Source organism: Chryseobacterium sp. KBW03 (assembly GCF_003852415.1).
Classification (GTDB): Bacteria; Bacteroidota; Bacteroidia; order Flavobacteriales; family Weeksellaceae; genus Chryseobacterium; species Chryseobacterium viscerum.
On the sequence record NZ_QAJO01000005.1, the window covers coordinates 855,883 to 873,789 of the forward strand.

Genomic DNA, 17,907 nt, shown 5'->3' on the forward strand with positions numbered 1-17,907 from the left:
TCATAAAAAGGCTCCACATTTGAATGATGAAGTCATAATATTAATTTTATTTAAAACGGTTTTTCTTCATGACTACTCAATTCTTTATAGTTTTTTCTAAGATCCATTAAAATTTTTCCGTAGGTCATTTTATAGATGATATACAATAAGAATAACCCAATCAACAGAAAAATTCCAAAGGCAATATAATTTCCGGTTACAGGCATCAGTTGATTGGGATCTGTAAGTGCAGCATCCATGTGGTGCCGTGTATTCCATCCATCTTTAAATCCTGCCATAAAATCTCTCGTATTATGATCAAAATGAATGATACCGTCTGCAACAGCCAAAATCAAAGAAATACAGGCATATCCTAAAATAAGTGTTCTCAGATTCAAAATACTTTTCATCAGGGAGATGCTGTTCTGCCCGGTTTTCATTTTTTGGAACAAGGTGATGATGATTGCCATAAAAACTAAAAACATTCCCATTCTTACATAGGGAAACTGTTTGTCCAGATAACTATACAACGTCCATAAGATGACTTCAACTATTCCAATAATGAATACCTTTTTTGTGATGGAAACAGATTTATGTTTTATCATTGTATAAATTTCTTTTTCGGAATATTCCTTGAAATCTCCTGATTCCTTATTCCAGTCTTTTTTCAGTAATTCCAGTTCGTCCATATTTATTTTGCAGTGATTTTGGTTTTCAAATTATTTTTCGCTCTGTTCATTTTCACTCTTGCATTTCCTTCTGTTATCCCAAGGATCTCTCCTATCTCTCTATAGGGTTTATCTTCAAGATACATCATGATCAAAGCTTTTTCTACATCAGACAGTTCGTAGATCGCTTTATACATCTTCTTAAGCTTATGTTCGTCATCTTCATAGTCTTCGTATTCCATTGTAAGAGCCGAAACATCAATATCTACAGCTTGGCTCCCAGCTTTCTTAGGTTTCCGGAATAAGGTAATTGCTGTATTCAATGCTACCCGATACATCCAGGTCGAAAACTTAGACTCTCCTTTAAATCCCGGAAAAGATTTCCACAGCTGAATGGTAATCTCCTGAAAAAGGTCTTCATGATCTTCCGCATTGTCCGTATATATTTTACATATTTTATGAATCACCCTTTGATTGGGCTTAAAAAATTCGATAAATGTTTTCTCCTGTTCGGTGCTCATATCCTATAAGTGGGACGTTTTTATTTTCGTTACAATATTTTTCAAAAAAAACGGCATTTCATTGCTGAAATGCCGTCTTAAAATTCTATTTAAACTTAAATTAATTAACTTTCTCCCAAACCTGGGTTCTTCCTAATAGAGATAGTCCTAAGTATCCTCTTACATTCAGCTTATCTCCGCTTCTTGTAATAGTACACTTATATGTTTTTCCCGTTTTGGGATCAGTAATCGTTCCTCCTGTGAATTCATCACCGTCTTTTTTCAGTCCTCTGATAATTTCCAGTCCTAAAATAGGTTTTCCTTTTCTGTCATCCTTACAAGATGTACAGTTGGGCTCAGCTGGTTTTATCAGCAATTGAGAAACTTTTCCATAATATTTCCCGTCTGATTTTTTGTACACTTCAACAATAGATTTTGCCTGCTTTGTTTCGTCATCTATAGTTTTCCACTTTCCTTCTATCTGTGCGAATGTAAGTACACCGAACAGAGAAAGTGCGAATGTTAACAATAATTTTTTCATATTTCTTATAGTTTTAATTTTAATATAATATTCTTATCTACGTATTGATAAAAATATAAATTAATTTTCAACAAACAAAAACTTTTATTATACAAAGCATAAAGAGGTACAGAAAGGTAAAATAAGGAATTGCAAAAAAAACTAATTTGCCCGTCAACATAACCGTCATTTTGCGGTTGTACTCTTTCGCTTTAATTCAGCTTTCTATTAATTACCCTATCCATATAATCCTGATACCATGCTTTTGCTGTTTTCTTTCCCTGTTCTACTTCAGGAGTTTTAACTTCATTAAGAAGATTTTTTTCAAGGCTCAGATCAGATTGATTATATACTCCGATGATTTCTTTTCCGTCAAAACGGTAAATATAATTTCCGATCATAAACTGATCTGTGCTTCCATCTGAATTGACTACGATGAAAGGATACTTTTTATCACTTACCAAACTTCTTCCCCAGCTTCTGATCGGCTTGTTATACCCTATAAGATCTGCCAGTGTAGGATATATGTCTGCCTGCTGGGCTATTTCCTGACTGACCCCTTTTAGCTGATATGCGGGATTTGGAGAGTAGAAAACCAACGGAACAGCATAACGGTTCATGGCTCTTTCATACTCCGGATAATACACCTGATTGGTGTGATCTCCAGTGAAAACAAAGATCGTATTATTAAACCACGGCTGTTTTTTAGCGGTTTCAAAATATTTTTTGATAGAATAATCCGTATACTGCATCGGCTCGTGTATTTCTATTTTCCCTTTTTTAAATTTCCCGTTATATTTTTCAGGTATTTTAAAAGGGTGATGCGAGGAAGCGGTAAATACAGTGGTCATGAAAGGTTGTTTCTTCCCTACATTTTTAGCAAAATACTGAAGAAACGGTTCGTCCCATATCGCCCACATCCCGTCAAAATCTTCATCGTGATTGTATTCTGTCTTCCCGAAATAATGTTTAAATCCTAAGATATTACCGAATCCAAGGAATCCCATAGATCCGTTAGGCGCTCCGTGATAAAAAGAAGTATCATATCCCAGATCATTACAAACCGAAACGATAGACTGAATTTTCTGGTTGGAATACGGAGATCCCGTAAAAGCATCGGTAAGGCTCGGAATCCCGGCCAATACACTGCTCATCCCATGAATTGACTGTCTTCCGTTCGCAAAAGTATTGGGGAAAATAAGACTCTGGCCAGCCAGGCTATCCATAAACGGAGTGTAGGAAACGTAATCTTTAATATTTTTATCTTTATTGAAAGCACCTGAATATTCTCTTCCGAAAGATTCCACAATGAAAATAACAATATTAGGACGGTTTTCTATTTTTCTGTCATATACTTTATAAGGCTGTACGTTCTCTTCAATGTATTTTTCATCTACGAAATGAACTTCCTTAAAATTATTGGTATTTAAAGTCCTGAAAAAGGAAAACGTACTGTTAAGCACCATATTTCCCTGCAGAGGATTTGTTACAAAACGGGTAGCATCCACCATATTAATAGGTCTTGTACTGTGTTTAAAATCTCCTCGGATTCCTCCAACCACCAATACCGCTGTGATACACAAAGTAAGAATGGAAGTAATAAAATAAGGCAGGAGTTTCACAGGTTTCGAGTCTTCCACTTTCACCTTTCTGTAAAGGAAAACCCACAGAATCATTAAAACCACATACCAGATCAGGACAAAAGGATGCTGTCTGATAGAGATCATCAGCGTTTGAGAAACATTAGACTCATGTTCTGCCACCTGAAATACGGCTGAAGTAAGCCTTGCCTGCGAAAATTTATAATAAATAAAATCTCCGAAATTCATGGCATAAGCAATCCCGTTGGTGATAAAATAGAGCCAGAAAAGAATTTTTTGAAAAACTTTCTTTGTATTGATGACCAAAGGCAGTAAACTCAGCAGTATAAATAATGCGTTTACATATAAAATAGCCGTGGTATCGAAAGCCGTACCATGGAAGGCGAGCTTTATATATTCTGAAACAGAGTCAACTTTAATCAGATCTTTATTAAAAAACCAGAATAAAAGTCTGGCAATCTGATAAAAAAAATAGGCCAGAAAAATCCTGTAAACTAATGCCAGAAGTTCCTGTTTTCTAAATCCTTTTAAAAATTTCATGGAGCAAATTTACATCAAAATCACATTAATGCATTTTTTAGTTCAGATTATTTTGAGTTAGAATTTTTAAAAACTGTAATTTTGTGCTTATGGATTTTATAAAGAATAATCTGGCCAATGCTTTAACGCTGGCTAACTTATTTGCAGGCTGTGTAGGTGCAATACATCTAATTTTAGGAGATTATCAGACCACGGCAATCTGCCTTGTTCTCTCTTCGATTTTCGATTTTTTTGATGGCTTTGTAGCCAGAGCAGTAAAATCAAACTCCAATCTGGGACTTCAGCTTGACTCTCTTGCGGATATGGTAAGCTTTGGATTGATTCCGGGACTTACTATGTACAAAGCACTTGAGCCATTTGGAACCGAGCTTTTGGGGCTTCATTTTCCATTTGAAATCAAGTACCTTGGATTGATCGTTACTGTATTTTCCTGCCTGAGGCTTGCCATCTTTAACCTTGATGAAGAGCAGCGTTATTATTTTAAAGGATTGAATACGCCAACCAATACCGTTCTATTGTTTGGTCTTTATTATGCCTTTAAAGAAACCGGAACTTTCAGCTTTTTATTTGATAATGAACTGCTATTGATTCTGCTGACTCTTCTTACGTCATGGCTGCTGATCAGCCCGATCAAGATGATGGCCATGAAATTCAAATCCAAACAGTTGAAGGATAACTATCCTAAAGTAGTATTACTGGTGGGTGGCATTGCTATTCTTGCCATATTCCAGATAGTAGGAATCCCGATGCTTGTTATTTATTATATACTGGTGTCTCTTATTTTTCAGGGACAGCTAAAATAGATCGTAATTAAAAAAATTATATGAGGCACAAATACGTATAAAGTGCGTATGAAGTCCTTTATAAATAGAACACATTTTCAAATTATTAATGATCAACATGAACTTAAAACTCCATAAACCGCTTTGTATTTTTGACCTGGAAACCACAGGAACCAACATTGGAAAAGACAAAATTGTCGAAATCTGTATTTTAAAAGTAAATCCGGATGCATCCAGAGAGAGCAAAACGTGGCGTGTAAACCCGGAAATGCTTATTCCTAAAGAAAGCAGTGAGATCCACGGAATTTATGATGAGGATGTAAAAGATGCCCCTACTTTCAGAGATATTGCGGCAAAAGTGATGGAAATGATTACCGGGAGTGATCTGGGAGGATTTAATTCCAACAGATTTGATGTTCCACTTTTGGCTGAAGAACTTTTAAGAGTAGGAATGGATTTTGATCTGAGTAAATTCAGATTGGTAGATGCACAGACTATTTTCCACAAAAAAGAACCTAGAAATTTAGGGGCTGCTTATCAGTTTTATTGTGGAAAAACATTAGAAAATGCACACTCTGCAGAAGCTGATGTAATGGCAACATTCGAAGTTTTGGATGCTCAGGTAGGAAAATATGATGATATTCCAAACGAAATTGCTCCATTAAGCGAGTTCACTTTTCATAACAAGAATGCGGATCTTGCCGGATTTATCGGATACAATGAAAAGATGGAAGAAGTTTTCAACTTTGGAAAATACAAAGGCCAGGGGGTGAAAGCAGTATTCCAAAAAGATTTAGGATATTACGGATGGCTTCAGAATGCTGACTTTCCGTTGTATACCAAGAAGGTTTTTACAAAAATTCAACTATCAAGCAGATTTTAAAAATGTCAGATCTTGTTCGCTTTAAATTTTATGAGACTGCCCTTGAAGCTAACAGGGACAAGCAGATATTGGCTGAAAACGGCATCAACAGCTTTATTGCGAATGAACAGCTGATCCAGTCGGATTGGCTTCTTTCACAAGCTGTTGGCGGTATACAACTTCAGGTTTTTGAAGATGATCTGGAAAAAGCCCAGCAAATCCTGCAGGATTATAAAGATAATGAACAGTATTCTTTGGAAGTAGAACATACCATTGAAGATCCTGAGTTTGATTTTGTATGTCCGAAATGTGGTTCCAATCATATTTACAGGGATGACAGTGCAACCAGTTTCTTTGGGATTTCTTTTCTGACGAGTCATAAGTTTAAATGTTATTATTGCGGGAATGAGTTCACCCAATAAAGCTTACTATGATCAAAAAGATTGGAAAAATTCTCATCATCATCGTTCTTGGCCTTCTTGTTTTCATAATAGGAAAGTTCTTACTAGTATGGGACGGTGTAGAAGTTGATCATAGCCTAAGCAAAAGGTCTCTTTTTAAAACATTTGATAGACAAAAGCAGGAAACGATTTGGAGCAAAAGAGGCATTAAATCCAATGACTTTAAAACAAAAATGGAAACAGATAGCCTGAGCCCGGAATATTACGAGTGTGCTATCCATAAAAATCCAATATTAACCGTAAGACTTTATGTAGGAGACGGTTTTAGCGGCGGTGGTTTCCAAATAGATATTTTACAAAACAGATATAAAATTTCACCGTATTCTTATACAGACAACATCAAGCCTTTTGATTTTCTGGATACAGGAGAATATTATAAAGTTTTGGACAGTAAACTTATTCTGGATAAAGAATCTTATAAAGAGGGCGACAGTATCTTTGGATATACCGAACTTAAAGTTCAAAGAAGATATGGTCCTGAAAAATATACAGTAGAAGGAAAAGGATATTTTAAAGGTATAGTAAATTAATCAATATAGTTATGAAAATCATCTGCATAGGAAGAAACTACAGTGAGCACGCAAAAGAATTAGGAAACGAAATTCCTGAGAACCCTGTTATCTTTATGAAACCGGATACAGCGGTTCTAAAAGGAAATGATTTTTACATTCCTGAATTTTCAAATGATATTCACTACGAACTTGAAGTGGTAGTGAAAATTTCAAAGGGAGGGAAATATATTCAGAAAGAAACAGCGCACAAGCATTATGAAGAAATAGGGCTGGGAATAGATTTCACAGCGAGAGATCTTCAGAGTGAGCTAAAATCAAAAGGACTTCCGTGGGAACTTGCCAAAGGTTTTGACGGTTCTGCGGTGGTAAGCAGTTTCTTCAAAAAAGAAAGTTTCAGTCTTGACAACCTTCAGTTTTCATTATTGAAAAACAAAGAGAAGGTTCAAGATGGTAATACAAAAGATATGATGTTCAACTTTGATGATATCGTTGCTTTTGCTTCTCAGTATTTTACTTTAAGGGTTGGTGACCTTATTTTCACCGGAACTCCAAAAGGGGTTGGAAAAGTAGAAGAAAATGATATTTTGGAGGCTTATCTTGAAGAGGAAAAAATCCTTGATATCCGAATATTATAAGTATTTAACATCATAGTCTTACAAATTTTTCCTATCTTTAGGTAACAAAATGAAAGGTTATGATAAATATTGTATTGCCCGTAGATTTTGGGGACAAGACAGACCAATTGGTAGACGGTGCCATAAAATTTGCAAAACAGCTTAACGGCAGAATTTACCTGATCCATGTAGCGCCATCAGATATTGGCTTTGCCATTGGCGATATGGGATTTCAATATTTTCCGGAAGTGGAAGCCAACGAAATCAGAGAGGAGCTGGTGCAGCTTAATAAGATTGAGCAAAGAATCATCGCCCAAGATATCGATTGTGAGCACCTTTTAAAACAAGGACTTGCCAAAGATATTATTCTGGAACATGCAAAGGATAAAAATGCAGATTATATTGTGATGGGATCACACGGCAGAAGCGGAATTTATGATGTATTCGTGGGAAGCTTAACAAAAGGAATTACGAAAAGCTCAAGTATTCCTGTTCTTGTACTTCCAATTCACGACTAAGAAAAAGAAATTTTAATCGTTAGTAATAAAAAAACCGATCAAACATTATGTTTGATCGGTTTTTTACTATATAACCAATTAATTAACCTTCTTTTTTGTAGATCTTTGGATCGTAGTAAGGATTCTTACCTTCCGTTGGAGAATAATAGTCTTTATCTTTGTCACCGCCTAATGTAACTACCAGTACATAGCACCAATAAGTAAACAATATACAGCAAACCGCAAATAGAATCCAGTTTAAAACATTACCAAATGATTCAAAGAAACCGAAAGTCCATTTGAAAACTTTACTTAAGAATAGAAAGAAAGACGTCATTATTTTCCTTTTTTAAATTAACTTTGTACAAATTTATAAAAAATGTTTAAATTACTTTCAAAAGAAAGCAATATTTTTTCAATTCCTGTTTATATTGGTTTTCTTCTTTTAGTAGTAATAATATTTAACATACTGAATTTCAACACTTACGAAGCTATTGTTGCCGGAATAACTTTTTTGGGAATTGCTTTAGGATATTTTTGTTTTCACAGTATTGCCCTTAATTATCAAACTCATCTGCCGTTATTCTTATATACTTTTTTCATTTTTGGGCTGTATCCCGGAAATCTGGATATAGGAATTGCTGTTTCGCTGCTTACCAATTCTTTTCTTATCCTTCTTCTGACAAGTGCGGATGAAGACATCAGAAAGAAATCGTATGTATTGGTGGGAGCTATTGTAGCGTTGAACTTTATTTTCCTTCCTACGACCTGGCCGATGGCTTTATTTGTGATCATTCACGTGATTGCTACCTCTGCCAAAATTGCATTGAATCTTTTCAGGTTCCTATTGGGAATCGCCCTGATTACATTCAGTTATTTTTCTGTGATGTATTTCGTACAGTTCACCTCCTGGAACATTGATTATTTTCCGTTTGGAAAGATGAAGCCGATCACAGATTATACGGAGATTCTGCCATTGATCCCTGTGGTTCTGATGCTGATCTATGCGGTATATGACCATTTTAAAAATTATAATAAGAAGAGTCCGATAAGCAGGTATAAGTATACTTTCTTGCTGGTCTTTTCGGTGGCACAGCTTGTTTCCATTATCCTGTATATGAATAAAAGCTACGAATATCTGATGCTTCTGGCATTTCCTTCAAGCATTATTCTGAGCAGAATGATGAGATTTTTGCCTAAATACTGGATGAAAGAGGCTGGTTTATGGCTTATTATTATTAGTTTACTGACCTTCAAAGCAGGTACAGTTTTTGATTTATTTTAAAAAATTATGATTCAGATAGACGATAAATTGATTTCCGAAGATATTTTTTCCGAGGAATTTGTTTGCAACCTTACGAAATGTAAAGGTGCATGTTGTGTGGAGGGAGATGTAGGAGCTCCGTTGGACAAAGACGAGCTTGAAGTATTGGACAGTATTTTTGATAAAATAAAGCCTTACCTTACTCAGGAAGGAATCAAAGCCCTTGAAGAGCAGGGAACATGGACTACTGATCCGCACGACGGAATGTATGTTACTCCAATGGTGGAGGACCGCGAATGTGCTTATGTAACTTTCGATGAAAAAGGAATTACCAAATGTGGTATTGAAAAAGCGTATGAAGATGGTGCTGTAGACTGGCAAAAACCTATCTCATGCCACCTCTACCCGATCCGTATTACGGAATATTCTTCATTTACCGCTTTGAATTATCATGAATGGAATGTATGCAGTGATGCCTGTACCCTTGGAAAAGAGCTTCAGGTTCCTGTCTATAAGTTTCTGAAAACTCCATTGACAAGAAAGTATGGTGAAGAATTTTACACTGTTCTGAGTGAAGTCGCTGACGAATGGAAAAAAGAATTTGGTTCTTAAACGATTTGGATTAAATAACAAAAACCGCAGATTTCTCTGCGGTTTTTTTATTGAAATAAGAATTTATTGTTTTATACCTGCACCATTCTTAATTGCTTTTTGGGTGTTTTCAAACCCGTCTTCCGGCATTAATACCGCGATACTTCGTCCTTTAGAAAGATATTTTCTGGCAACATCCTGAAGATCCTTTACCGTAAGTGCCTTTACTTTATCCGGATAATTCAGAATATTGTATTTATCACTGCCATCTACCTGATTTTGGGAAATTCCCTGTAACCAGAATCCATTGTCTTTAAGGCTTGTTTTATATTCGTTGTATTCTCCCTCTTTATATTTATCAAGGTCTTTTTGCTCAGGACCTTTATCTATGAATTTTTGTAATTCGGCCATTGCAATTTTTGTAAGTTTATCCACATTTTCAGGACCACAAGGGAAATTAACACTAAAATCGTAGGCACTGTATGGAATTTTACTGAAGCTTCCTCCTGCACCGCCGCCGTAAATACCACTTTCCTCTTCTCTTAGTTTTTCAAGAACTTTAATCGTAGCCACTTCACCAAGAGCTGAAAGTGCCATAGCCTCCTTCTCATTATAAGGGGCTTCTCCGCTATACGAGATTGTTACCAAACTCTTCGGTTCTTTTCCCTTTTTATATACCTTGGTATATCCTCCTTCCACAGGTCTGTAACCTGTATCTTTAAATGTAGATGATTTTCCAGAGGTGGGAAGTGATGCAATATACTGCAGTACTTCTCTTTTAAGCTGCTCTTCATCTATATTTCCTACAAAATAGAAGTGGAAATTACCTGCATTGGCAAATTTCTGTTTGTAGATATCATATGCTTTTTTATAATCTGTATTCGCCCAATCTTTTTCGGTAGGTTCAAGACCGGTAAATCTCGGATTTTTCTGATTGATAAATTTGGCATATTCATTAGAAAAATAATATTCCGGATCTGAATCTACGTTAGCCAGTGCTGCAGATTTCTTTGTCTTGTAAGCATTGAATGCATCAGGGTTGTAATTTAAGTCTGTAAAACAAGCATAGATCAGCTCCATAGCCGTTTTTAGATCTTTTTTCGAACTTGTTCCGGAAACGCCTTCTGTAAGCCCACCCACATAAGAGCTTGCACTCACCTGTTTTCCAGCAAGATAATGCGTAAGATCTGTCTTGGAAAGCCCGCCAATTCCTGCCTCCAGCAAAGCATCGAAAGCAAATCGTGTTTTATGATAATCAGCATCCGGAATAACCGATACTCCTCCAAGGCTTATTGCTGCAAAAGTAATTTCATCATCTTTAAAATCTGTTTTCTTAAAAGTAACTTGAGTTCCGTTGCTTAATGTCCAGGTTGTTGTCCCTAGCTTAGCATCTGTTTCTGTTTTTGCAATTTTACCTTCGGATTTGAATGGTTTTATCAAGCTTTCAGCCTTAGTTTTTTCTTCATAAGGTTTAAGGTCAGCCATTTTCACAGCGTCGAATGTCTTCAGAACCATCGCTTCTGTCGGCATTTTAATATTATCTTTTTTCGGGCCTGTAATCACGATCACCCTGCTGTCATCCTTTACCAGCTTTTTGATAATTCCGTTGGTTTGTTCCAGCACTACGGTTGGAAGGACCTTTTTAATATGTTCATATCCCCAGGTAATTCCAGGGATTGGATCATGTCTTAGAAAATTACCTACATATCCATCAATCAGATCCCCACTTTGGTTCTTGTCTTTATTGTTGTAAGCCCATTCATAAGAAGAAAGCAACTGTTCTTTTGCTCTATCCAGTTCAGATTGGGTAAATCCGAATCTTTTTGCTCTTTCTACTTCTTCCAAAAGGACTTTCAGTGCATTCAGCTGATCACCGTCTTTTGTAGCCGCTGATCCCTGAAATGCTTCTTTTGTTCTTGCATAAGTTCCTCCGTGGTATACCGAACCATACGTAAAAGGAGGATTTGTTGAGTTAACCAGTTCTGCCAATCTGCTGTTCAGCATAATATTCACAAGACCTTCTACAAGACTTTGATCATATTGCTGGACCGTTACATTAGGTTTGTACGCTTCAGAATCTTTGATGATAAACTGCACTCCGGAACCTGTAGCATCAGGATCTGTCTCAATAGCAACCAGTGCTTCTTTATGATTGGGAAGATCAAAAGATTTTCTTTCTCTAGGTTTTGAAGGGTTTTTGTATTTGCTGAAGTTATCCCTGATCTTTTTTTCAATTTCGTCTACATTGATGTCTCCTACTACAATAATTGCCATCAAATCTGGTCTGTACCAATCCTGGTGGAATTTTCTGATCACATCAGGTTTGAAGTTTTCAATAACTTCTTTTTTCCCGATTGGGAGTCTCTCTGCATACTGAGATTTGTATAAAAGTTTCGGAAGATATTTATCCATCATTCTTTTATCCGGTCCAAGACCTAATCTCAGCTCTTCCAGTACTCCTCCTCTTTCTTTATCGATCTGTTTGTCAGAAAGTGTTGCATTAAATGCCCAGTCTTCCATCACTTTCAGTCCGGCATCCAGATTTCCAGGCTTATCCAGTGGAACAGGAAGCATGTAAACTGTTTCGTCAAAACCGGTAGAAGCATTAAGGTGCTGCCCGAATTTCACTCCAATAGACTGTAAAAAGTCTACTAATTTGTTATCTGGAAAGTTTTTGGTTCCGTTGAAGTTCATGTGCTCCATAAAGTGAGCCACTCCTCTTTGATTCTCGTCTTCAAGAATAGATCCGGCATTGATTGCCAGGCGGAATTCTACCTTTTTCTCGGGTAAAACATTTTTTTTGATGTAGTACTTCATTCCGTTGGAAAGAGTACCTATTTTTACAGAAGGATCCACAGGGATATTCTGTCCATAGACATTTACAGACATCAGGAAGATGACCGAAAACGAAGATAATATTTTTTTCATCTGCATTATTTTTTGACCCTCAAAAATATCAATTCTCCCTACAATTGGGCCTTTACCACACGGTTAAATTCAAGTTAAAAAATTTAAATATTACAAAATGAAAGCGAATTGTTTATTTTATATTATTCAAAATAATTTTTCATTAAAAACATTCGTCAATTATTTAAAATAGACTCATTAAAAACAAGCTCTTTTTCTTCGTTAAGCTAAAAATGCTATTGATCTGCCGTTATATTATCCTTATTCAACAAAAAAACCGTTGTAAAAAACAACGGTTTTCTTATTTTAAGTAAAAAAAATTAATTTGCTGCCCCTGGTTTTACAATTGCGGCTTCTACTTTTTTAGTTTCTTCTTTTTTAGCTTTTTCCCAGCCATCTTCCGGCATTAGTGTCGCTACGATTCTTCCTTTTGTAAGGTATTTTTTAGCAACGTCCTGAAGATCTTTTACTGTAAGTGCTTTTACTTTATCCTGGTAGTTAAGGATATCATATTTATCACTTCCATCCAGCTGATTTTTAGCGATAGCATTCATCCAGAACATATTGTCTTTAAGTTCTGTTTTGTTGTCATTGTATTCTCCTTCTTTGTACTTATCCAGGTCTTTTTGCTCAGGACCCTTGTCGATCAGCTTCTGAAGTTCTGCAATCGCACTTTTAGTCAGCTTATCTGCATTTTCAGGACCACAAGGGAAGTTGATACCAAAACTGTAAGTACCATAAGGTATTTTGTTCATACCTCCTCTGGCACCTCCACCGTAGATACCGCTTTCATCTTCTCTCAGTTTTTCGATCACCTTGATGGTAGCCACTTCTCCAAGAGCAGATAATGCTAAGGCTTCTTTCTCGTTGTAAGGAGCTTCTCCACTGTAAGAAATAGATACCATACTCTTAGGATCTTTTCCTTTTTTGTACACTTTTGTATAATCTCCGGTAATTGTTCTGTATCCGGTATCTTTAAACATGGTCGCTTTTCCTGATGACGGAAGACTTGCAATATACTGAAGGACTTCATTTTTAAATTTCGCCTCGTCAATATTTCCTACGAAATAGAACTGGAAATTTCCTGCATTGGCAAATTTCTCTTTATAGATATCATATGCCTTTTTATAATCTGTATTGGCCCAGTCTTTTTCCATTGGGAACACACCGATAAATCTAGGGTTCTTCTGGTTCATGAATTTTGCATGCTCATTAGAAAAATAAGCCTGAGGATTAGACAACAGGTTATTCAGCATAGCAGATTGCTTTTCTTTGTAAGCATTAAAGGATGCCGGATTGTAATTTAAACTTGTAAAATAGGCATACATCAATTCCAAAGCTGTTCCTAGATCCTTTTGAGTTGTTCTCCCTGAAATCCCTTCAAAAAGAGAGGTTACCATAGGATTCACCCCCACCTGCTTACCGGCAAGATAGTTGGTAAGATCTGCTTTAGAGAATCCACCTACCCCTGCTTCCGTTAATGCAGCAAATGCAAACTGAGTCTTATTGTAGTCAGCATCCGGAATAAGAGAACTTCCTCCTAAACTTCTTGCTGTGAATACGATTTCATCATCTTTAAAATCAGTTTTCTTGAAAGTAACTTTCGCTCCGTTACTTAATGTCCAGGTTGTAGTTCCCAGCTTAGCATCAGTTTCAGTTTTAGCAATTTTCCCTTCAGATTTGAAAGGTTTTACTAAATTCTTGATCGTTGCCTTTTCTTCATAAGGTTTAAGGTCAGCCATTTTCACAGCATCGAATGTATTCACAACCATTGCTTCTGTAGGCATGGTTACATTATCTTTTTTAGGACCTGTGATAACAATTACCCTGCTGTCATCTTTCACCATCTTTTTGATGATTTCGTTGGTTTGCGCAAGAGTAACAGACGGCAAGAAAGATTTTGTATCTTCATATTCCCAGGCAATTCCAGGGATTGGTTCCTGCTCCAGGAAGTGTCTTACATACTCACCTACCAGCATATCGCTTTCTGTCTTATCTCTGTTGTTATAAGATCTTTCAAGATTAGAAAGAACCTGAGATTTTGCTCTGTCAAGCTCAGACTGTGTAAATCCGAATCTTTTTGCTCTTTCAACCTCTTCCAGCAAAACTTTCAATGCGCTAAGCTGATTTCCTTCTTTTACCATGGCAAATCCCTGGAAAGCTTCTTTGCTTCTCGCATACGTTCCTCCGTGGTATACAGATCCGAAAGTAAAAGGTGGGTTTGTAGAATTGATCAGTTCTCTCAATCTGTTGTTCAACATTGTTGTTGACAGATTTTCAACTAAACTCTGATTGTATTGTTGAATGGTTACATCCGGTGTATAGGCATCAGCATCTTTCATGATAAACTGTACCATAGAATTGGTCGCATCAGGGTCTGTTTCAATCGCTACCAGGGTTTCTTTATGATTTGGAAGGTCAAAAGATTTTCTCTCTCTAGGTTTTGAAGGGTTTTTGTATTTGCTGAAGTTATCCTTGATCTTTTTTTCAATTTCATCCACATTGATATCTCCTACTACGATAATCGCCATCAGATCTGGTCTGTACCAATCCTGGTGGAATTTTCGGATCACATCAGGTTTGAAATTTTCCAGTACTTCTTTTTTTCCGATTGGAAGTCTGTCTGCATACTGAGATTTGTATAAAAGTTTCGGAAGGTATTTATCCATCATTCTTTTGTCTGCTCCCAGTCCCAGTCTCAGCTCTTCCAATACAACTCCTCTTTCTTTATTGATCTGTTCATCAGAAAGCGTTGCGTTAAATGCCCAGTCTTCCATTACTTTCAGCCCTGCATCCAGATTCCCCGGCTTATCCAGTGGAACAGGAAGCATATAAACTGTTTCGTCAAAGCTGGTGTAAGCATTAAGGTGCTGCCCAAATTTGACTCCGATAGACTGTAAAAAGTCTACTAATTTATTATCTGGAAAGTTTTTGGTTCCGTTGAAGTTCATGTGCTCCATAAAGTGAGCCAGTCCTCTTTGATTTTCATCTTCAAGAATAGATCCGGCATTGATTGCCAGACGGAAGTCTACTTTTTTCTCAGGCAACGTGTTTTTTTTGATATAGTACTTCATTCCGTTGGAAAGGGTACCTATTCTTACAGAAGAATCCACAGGGATATTCTGTCCAAAGGCATTAGCAGACATCAAAAAGATGACCGCAAATGAAGATAATACTTTTTTCATGTTATTTGATTTTATTTACACGCTAAAAGTATCAATTCTTCACAAGGTGAAGAAATACTGTTTGAAAATTTATAGTTAAATTTGAGTTAAAATTATTAAAACATAAAAAAAACCGGGAAATACCCGGTTTTAATATCATAAAAAAGTGATTTTTATTTAAAATCAGCATCAGTAACTCCAGAATTGATTACAATTTTAGAAGTTTTGATAGTCATTTTCTGACCTCCACCTTCAGCATCTACTACCGCTGGAAACTGTAATCCGTCTACGGTCATATAACTTTTGATGGTTGCATTACCTTCTCCTGCATCAGTTTTATACAAAAGTCCGGTTCCTGCATCGAAATAAAATTTTCCTTTGTCTGAAGACAATACGTTATAGTCTTTCCCATCCAGTTTTTCTGTTGATACAGTCTGGAAATTAGAAGCATCAAAGGCTAAAGCATCAATTGGCTTTCCTTTTTTCAGCTCAGCAATCTTATCAGCAGGAATATCCATTTTATTTCCCATCTGATCAAAGTATCCTTTTTCGCCGTCAAAAAGCTGAATCATTTCTTTCCCCATCACCGATTGTACAGACCTGAATTTATTTCCTAATTTCTTGGTAGTCATTTGAATTTCCATTCCCTGTACACTTACTGTGTTATCAATAATGGTAGATTTTACAGCCTCCAATTTATCTTTTCCACCTAATGCTTTGAAATAATTATCAACAACTTCTTTAGATGTCAGTTTGGATTTTGCAGCTTCTGTTTTGACAGATGCAGCTCCTTTTTTCTGAGCTGCTGCAGGTACTGAAAAAAGTACTGCACAGAAAAACGGAATGATGATCTTTTTCATATTTATAATAAAGTTTAAAGAGTAAATATAGGAATATTGACGGACATACAAATAAATAATAAGCAATGAGTAATGAATGATGATTGGCGATGATGATTGATTAATCTTCAGTATGGATATATAATAAAAAAAACCGTCAAAAATTGACGGTTTTCAAATATTTATATATGAATATAATTATTTCTTAAGTTCTTCTAAAAATTCGTCGTGAGAAATTTTAGTTTCTTTTTTAGTTGCTTTTTCAAGAATTACATCTTTCAATTTAGCCATTGCTACTTCAGAAGAAATTTGTCTTACCTGTTCCTGGTCTTTCAACATTTCAACAGCATATTTCTGGATTTCCTCTTCACCTAAGTGGTGGATTCCGTAGATTGCCAATTGATTTTTCACCAACTGCTCAGCCTGTGCCAATACATCAGCATAGTCAAGGTTGATTTCGTTTTCAGTCATCAATTTACCTTCGATGATCTGGTATTTCAATTGGTTTTTCTCAGCTTCAAGAATTTCTTTAGCCTGCTCTTCAGACTGGATGTTCTGGTTAGAGAATAATAACCACTTCACAAGGAAAGATTCAGGAAGTTTCACTTCTTCTGTACCAGTTACTTGCTCTAATACTTTATTTACAAAGTGAACATCAGCATTTTGTTGGAAGTACTCATCTAATTCAGTTTTCACTTTATCTTTAAGTTCATCTTCAGACTTGATGTTTCCTTCTCCGTATACTTTGTCGAATAAGTCCTGGTTAAGCTCAGCTAGGTCTAATGAATAGAAGTCTTTTACTTTTACTTCTACTTCATTGTGGTGTAGGTGCTCAACTTCTTCTTTGCTGAATCCTATTTCTTTAGCCAATTCTTCATCACCTGCAAGAGTTTCTTTAGTTACTTTTACAGAACCGTCCATTTTCAAACCTTTTACCAATTTGAAAGCTTCTTTGTTTTCAGCAGTAATAGTAACGTTTTTTGGGTGGTGGTGGTGCTCTCCTTCAGCATCTTCTTCTACAACCTGAGAAACTTCTAAGGCAATGTAAGAATCTTTAGTGATTTTATCTTGAGGAACCTGCTCAGCGAAACGCTTCTGCATGTTTTCAATACTCTTGCTGATTTCTTTGTCAGAAGCTTCTACTTTGTAGTGAGGAGCTTCATATTTAGCTAAATCTATAGTGAATTCAGGCTCATATCCTACTTCGAAAGCAACTTCTAATTGATCAGCATTGTAATCTAGTTCGTTTACTGGCTGAGGAACAGGCTGACCAACTAATCTTAATTTGTTTTCATTGATATAGTTGTTTAAAGCATCAGAAACTTGTTTGTTGATTTCTTCAAATGCAATACCTGCTTCATATTGTTTTTTAACCATACTCAAAGGCACTTTCCCTTTTCTGAATCCAGGAACTTGCGCATTTTTAGCATAGTTAATCAACTGCTTTTCTACTTTTTCTTTGTAGTCAGATTTTTCCAGTGTTACTGTAAGCAATGCACTTACGTCATCATGGTTTTGTGCGGTAACCTTCATTATTGATTAAAATTTTAGGTTGCAAAAATATGAATTTTTTATGAAAACCACCCACTTAAAATCAACTTATAAC

17 protein-coding genes are annotated in these 17,907 nt (G+C 36.1%); 8 read left to right on the plus strand and 9 right to left on the minus strand.

Translation table 11 applies throughout. The features are described 5' to 3' along the window. Nucleotides 1-50 precede the first annotated feature (50 nt). From DBR39_RS15430 to DBR39_RS15445, 4 genes are all read right to left on the minus strand, one after another. On the minus strand, nt 51-668 hold the full coding sequence (locus DBR39_RS15430; protein ID WP_124534560.1) for a hypothetical protein: 618 nt from the start codon (nt 666-668) through the stop codon (nt 51-53). Between the two features lie 2 nt (nt 669-670). After that, nucleotides 671-1,168, minus strand: a complete 498-nt coding sequence (locus tag DBR39_RS15435; RefSeq protein WP_124534562.1) for an RNA polymerase sigma factor — start codon at nt 1,166-1,168, stop codon at nt 671-673. Nucleotides 1,169-1,268: 100 nt separating this feature from the next. Continuing rightward, complete coding sequence (locus DBR39_RS15440; RefSeq protein ID WP_124534564.1) at nt 1,269-1,688, minus strand: DUF2147 domain-containing protein; 420 nt, start codon at nt 1,686-1,688, stop codon at nt 1,269-1,271. 191 nt (nt 1,689-1,879) lie between these two features. Next, nucleotides 1,880-3,808 carry an LTA synthase family protein gene (locus DBR39_RS15445; protein ID WP_124534566.1) on the minus strand — a complete coding sequence of 643 codons (1,929 nt, stop codon included), beginning with the start codon at nt 3,806-3,808 and terminating at the stop codon, nt 1,880-1,882. Between the two features lie 89 nt (nt 3,809-3,897). Here DBR39_RS15445 and DBR39_RS15450 point away from each other — a divergent pair, with 89 nt between their 5' ends. From DBR39_RS15450 to DBR39_RS15475, 6 genes are all read left to right on the plus strand, one after another. Further along, a complete protein-coding gene (locus tag DBR39_RS15450) occupies nt 3,898-4,611 on the plus strand; it encodes a CDP-alcohol phosphatidyltransferase family protein (RefSeq protein ID WP_124534568.1) in 714 nt (237 codons plus the stop codon). Nucleotides 4,612-4,708: 97 nt separating this feature from the next. After that, complete coding sequence (locus DBR39_RS15455) at nt 4,709-5,473, plus strand: 3'-5' exonuclease (protein ID WP_124534570.1); 765 nt, start codon at nt 4,709-4,711, stop codon at nt 5,471-5,473. 2 nt (nt 5,474-5,475) lie between these two features. Then, nucleotides 5,476-5,874 (plus strand): DUF2007 domain-containing protein, encoded by a 399-nt coding sequence (locus tag DBR39_RS15460; RefSeq protein WP_124534573.1) that lies wholly within the window; start codon nt 5,476-5,478, stop codon nt 5,872-5,874. A gap of 8 nt (nt 5,875-5,882) precedes the next feature. After that, nucleotides 5,883-6,443: a hypothetical protein gene (locus DBR39_RS15465; protein WP_124534575.1), complete on the plus strand. Its 561-nt coding sequence runs from the start codon at nt 5,883-5,885 to the stop codon at nt 6,441-6,443. An 11-nt stretch (nt 6,444-6,454) separates the two neighbouring features. Continuing rightward, the gene (locus tag DBR39_RS15470) at nt 6,455-7,060 is read left to right on the plus strand and encodes a fumarylacetoacetate hydrolase family protein (protein ID WP_124534577.1); all 606 of its coding nucleotides are present in this window, start codon (nt 6,455-6,457) and stop codon (nt 7,058-7,060) included. A gap of 59 nt (nt 7,061-7,119) precedes the next feature. Then, on the plus strand, nt 7,120-7,557 hold the full coding sequence (locus DBR39_RS15475; protein ID WP_103231796.1) for a universal stress protein: 438 nt from the start codon (nt 7,120-7,122) through the stop codon (nt 7,555-7,557). Nucleotides 7,558-7,639: 82 nt separating this feature from the next. Here DBR39_RS15475 and DBR39_RS15480 read toward each other — a convergent pair whose 3' ends face one another. Next, the gene (locus DBR39_RS15480; protein WP_103231797.1) at nt 7,640-7,873 is read right to left on the minus strand and encodes a DUF6341 family protein; all 234 of its coding nucleotides are present in this window, start codon (nt 7,871-7,873) and stop codon (nt 7,640-7,642) included. Nucleotides 7,874-7,915: 42 nt separating this feature from the next. Between DBR39_RS15480 and DBR39_RS15485 the strand changes: the two genes are divergently transcribed. Together DBR39_RS15485 and DBR39_RS15490 are read left to right on the plus strand one after the other, a co-directional pair. Beyond that, on the plus strand, nt 7,916-8,821 hold the full coding sequence (locus DBR39_RS15485; RefSeq protein ID WP_124534578.1) for a DUF6427 family protein: 906 nt from the start codon (nt 7,916-7,918) through the stop codon (nt 8,819-8,821). Between the two features lie 6 nt (nt 8,822-8,827). Continuing rightward, entirely contained in the window at nt 8,828-9,412 is a 585-nt protein-coding gene (locus tag DBR39_RS15490) for a DUF3109 family protein (RefSeq protein WP_124534579.1), read from the plus strand. A 63-nt stretch (nt 9,413-9,475) separates the two neighbouring features. On the opposite strand, the gene DBR39_RS15495 is transcribed toward DBR39_RS15490, so the two are convergent. From DBR39_RS15495 to DBR39_RS15510, 4 genes are all read right to left on the minus strand, one after another. Beyond that, nucleotides 9,476-12,319, minus strand: coding sequence for a M16 family metallopeptidase (locus tag DBR39_RS15495; protein WP_124534581.1), 2,844 nt, complete (start codon nt 12,317-12,319; stop codon nt 9,476-9,478). 299 nt (nt 12,320-12,618) lie between these two features. Beyond that, nucleotides 12,619-15,483, minus strand: coding sequence for a M16 family metallopeptidase (locus DBR39_RS15500; protein ID WP_124534583.1), 2,865 nt, complete (start codon nt 15,481-15,483; stop codon nt 12,619-12,621). Nucleotides 15,484-15,635: 152 nt separating this feature from the next. Beyond that, entirely contained in the window at nt 15,636-16,322 is a 687-nt protein-coding gene (locus DBR39_RS15505) for a hypothetical protein (protein WP_124534585.1), read from the minus strand. A gap of 177 nt (nt 16,323-16,499) precedes the next feature. Continuing rightward, the gene (locus tag DBR39_RS15510; RefSeq protein ID WP_124534587.1) at nt 16,500-17,834 is read right to left on the minus strand and encodes a trigger factor; all 1,335 of its coding nucleotides are present in this window, start codon (nt 17,832-17,834) and stop codon (nt 16,500-16,502) included. Between the last annotated feature and the right edge of the window lie 73 nt (nt 17,835-17,907).

Bases quoted from the DNA above. Each gene is read 5' to 3' on its own strand.
- DBR39_RS15430 (WP_124534560.1), bottom strand. From the start codon at position 668: ATGGACGAACTGGAATTACTGAAAAAAGACTGGAATAAGGAATCAGGA.
- DBR39_RS15435 (WP_124534562.1), bottom strand. From the start codon at position 1,168: ATGAGCACCGAACAGGAGAAAACATTTATCGAATTTTTTAAGCCCAAT.
- DBR39_RS15440 (WP_124534564.1), bottom strand. From the start codon at position 1,688: ATGAAAAAATTATTGTTAACATTCGCACTTTCTCTGTTCGGTGTACTT.
- DBR39_RS15445 (WP_124534566.1), bottom strand. From the start codon at position 3,808: ATGAAATTTTTAAAAGGATTTAGAAAACAGGAACTTCTGGCATTAGTT.
- DBR39_RS15450 (WP_124534568.1), top strand. From the start codon at position 3,898: ATGGATTTTATAAAGAATAATCTGGCCAATGCTTTAACGCTGGCTAAC.
- DBR39_RS15455 (WP_124534570.1), top strand. From the start codon at position 4,709: ATGAACTTAAAACTCCATAAACCGCTTTGTATTTTTGACCTGGAAACC.
- DBR39_RS15460 (WP_124534573.1), top strand. From the start codon at position 5,476: ATGTCAGATCTTGTTCGCTTTAAATTTTATGAGACTGCCCTTGAAGCT.
- DBR39_RS15465 (WP_124534575.1), top strand. From the start codon at position 5,883: ATGATCAAAAAGATTGGAAAAATTCTCATCATCATCGTTCTTGGCCTT.
- DBR39_RS15470 (WP_124534577.1), top strand. From the start codon at position 6,455: ATGAAAATCATCTGCATAGGAAGAAACTACAGTGAGCACGCAAAAGAA.
- DBR39_RS15475 (WP_103231796.1), top strand. From the start codon at position 7,120: ATGATAAATATTGTATTGCCCGTAGATTTTGGGGACAAGACAGACCAA.
- DBR39_RS15480 (WP_103231797.1), bottom strand. From the start codon at position 7,873: ATGACGTCTTTCTTTCTATTCTTAAGTAAAGTTTTCAAATGGACTTTC.
- DBR39_RS15485 (WP_124534578.1), top strand. From the start codon at position 7,916: ATGTTTAAATTACTTTCAAAAGAAAGCAATATTTTTTCAATTCCTGTT.
- DBR39_RS15490 (WP_124534579.1), top strand. From the start codon at position 8,828: ATGATTCAGATAGACGATAAATTGATTTCCGAAGATATTTTTTCCGAG.
- DBR39_RS15495 (WP_124534581.1), bottom strand. From the start codon at position 12,319: ATGAAAAAAATATTATCTTCGTTTTCGGTCATCTTCCTGATGTCTGTA.
- DBR39_RS15500 (WP_124534583.1), bottom strand. From the start codon at position 15,483: ATGAAAAAAGTATTATCTTCATTTGCGGTCATCTTTTTGATGTCTGCT.
- DBR39_RS15505 (WP_124534585.1), bottom strand. From the start codon at position 16,322: ATGAAAAAGATCATCATTCCGTTTTTCTGTGCAGTACTTTTTTCAGTA.
- DBR39_RS15510 (WP_124534587.1), bottom strand. From the start codon at position 17,834: ATGAAGGTTACCGCACAAAACCATGATGACGTAAGTGCATTGCTTACA.